Consider the following 1,677-nt stretch of genomic DNA (forward strand, 5'->3'; position numbering starts at 1 on the left):
AGTAGCTGTTGTCGTTCCGATCTTGAGGGGTGTGTCTCGAACGGGAGTCTCGATCGGGTGGTTGCCGTCGGCTGCGGGCATGAAGGCAGGGCCTCTTGGTAGCTCGGGGTTGCGAAGCCAACCGAGATCCAGGAGACCCTGTTGCCGCAGTTGTACGTGCTCGCCCCGGTGAAGTTCAACTCGGCTGCTCCGTCGTGTGATTGTGTCGCTCACAGGTTCGGGAATGCGGCCGATCACACTGAACGTGTTCGGCGGTATCCCTCGGACATGACGAACGCGGAGTGGGCCGTGGTCCGGCCGCTGCTGCCGGTGCCGGGCTGGATGCGGGGCCGGGGCGGGCAGCCGGAGGCGTACTGTCACCGGGCGATGCTGGACGCGGTGCGCTATCTGGTGGACAACGGGATCAAGTGGCGTGCGATGCCTGCCGACTTCCCGCCGTGGGACCGGGTCTATGCGTTCTTCCGCCGCTGGCGCGACCACGTGCTGGTCCAGGAGTTTCATGACCGGCTGCGTGGCCGGGTCCGCCAGGAGGCGGGGCGGGATGCGGAGCCGACGGCCGGCGTGATCGACTCGCAGTCGGTCAAGGCGGACGCCGTGGTCGGCGCCGACAGCCGCGGCTTCGACGGCGGGAAGCTGATCAACGGGCGCAAGAGGCATGTCGTGGTCGACACTCTCGGCCTGCTGCTGGGCGTGATGGTCACGAGCGCGGACATCGGTGACCGCGCCGCCGCGAAGGTGCTGCTTGAGTGGGTGGCCGACGCCCACCACCGGCTGGAACTCGTCTGGGCCGACGGCGGCTACACCGGCAGCCTCGTCGAGCACTGCCTGGCCACGCTCGCCCTGGTCCTGGCGATCGTCAAGCGCAGTGACGACATGCGCGGCTTCGTGGTGCTGCCCAAGCGGTGGATCGTCGAGCGGCTCTTCGCGCACCTGATGCGAAGCCGCCGCCTGGTGCGCGACTTCGAATGCCGCACCACCAGCGCCGAGGCGATGGTCTACTGGTCGATGACCATGGTCATGACCCGCCGTCTGACCCACTCACGCCCCGCGCGAGGGTGAACCGGCCCGGCGCCGGTTCGGCCAGCCAGCCCCGCGCGACCAGGCGTTTCGCCTTCGACCGCAGTGCCTCCACCTTGGCCGGCACCACGTCCATACCGAAGGCGGAGGCCATCTCCTGGCAGGTCAGCGGGCCCTGACCGAGACGGACCCGGTCAGCGAGCGCGGCCAGGATGCGCTGATAGTCCGCCGACAGTGCCGTCCGGGCCAGCCCCTCGCGCCACACCGGAACCTGCGACTTCTCCTTCGCCGCCACGGGCGGCGACGCCTGCACCTCGACTTCCGCCCCGGCACCGCCCGGTCGCTCGGCGGCCACCGCGTCGGCTGAACTCCCACCCGGCGCGGACAGCACTGCGCCCACACGCTCGCGGGCGATCGTCCACTCCAGCCACTCCTGCTCGGCCGTCGCGAGCTCGGCCTGGATCCGGTCGGCTTCCTCGCGCAGCCCGTCCACACGACGACGGGCGGCAGGCTCGTGCTGTTCCAGCAGTCCGACAACCGACGGCATCCGCGACCTCCACAGGAGCGACGAAACGACGATCTATCACTCCCACACCGACGCCACCCCTACCCCTGACCAGCGAAAACGCCATCATCAGACTCGGAAAGACAACAGCCTCT

The 1,677-nt window shown here is 69.1% G+C and carries 2 protein-coding genes; one reads left to right on the forward strand and one right to left on the reverse strand.

The annotated features are described in order from the left end of the window. Window positions 1–267 precede the first annotated feature (267 nt). On the forward strand, window positions 268–1,059 hold the full coding sequence (locus tag ACFU8Q_RS41360; protein WP_384465332.1) for an IS5 family transposase: 792 nt from the start codon (window positions 268–270) through the stop codon (window positions 1,057–1,059). Here the strand turns inward: ACFU8Q_RS41360 and ACFU8Q_RS41365 are convergent. Beyond that, window positions 1,016–1,564: a hypothetical protein gene (locus tag ACFU8Q_RS41365; RefSeq protein ID WP_384465335.1), complete on the reverse strand. Its 549-nt coding sequence runs from the start codon at window positions 1,562–1,564 to the stop codon at window positions 1,016–1,018. The genes ACFU8Q_RS41360 and ACFU8Q_RS41365 overlap by 44 nt on opposite strands. Between the last annotated feature and the right edge of the window lie 113 nt (window positions 1,565–1,677).

Origin of the sequence: Streptomyces sp. NPDC057543, assembly GCF_042801895.1 — a bacterium.
Lineage (GTDB): Bacteria > Actinomycetota > Actinomycetes > Streptomycetales > Streptomycetaceae > Streptomyces.

Coding starts and splice junctions, on each gene's coding strand:
- ACFU8Q_RS41360 (WP_384465332.1), top strand. CDS start 268: ATGACGAACGCGGAGTGGGCCGTGGTCCGGCCGCTGCTGCCGGTGCCG.
- ACFU8Q_RS41365 (WP_384465335.1), bottom strand. CDS start 1,564: ATGCCGTCGGTTGTCGGACTGCTGGAACAGCACGAGCCTGCCGCCCGT.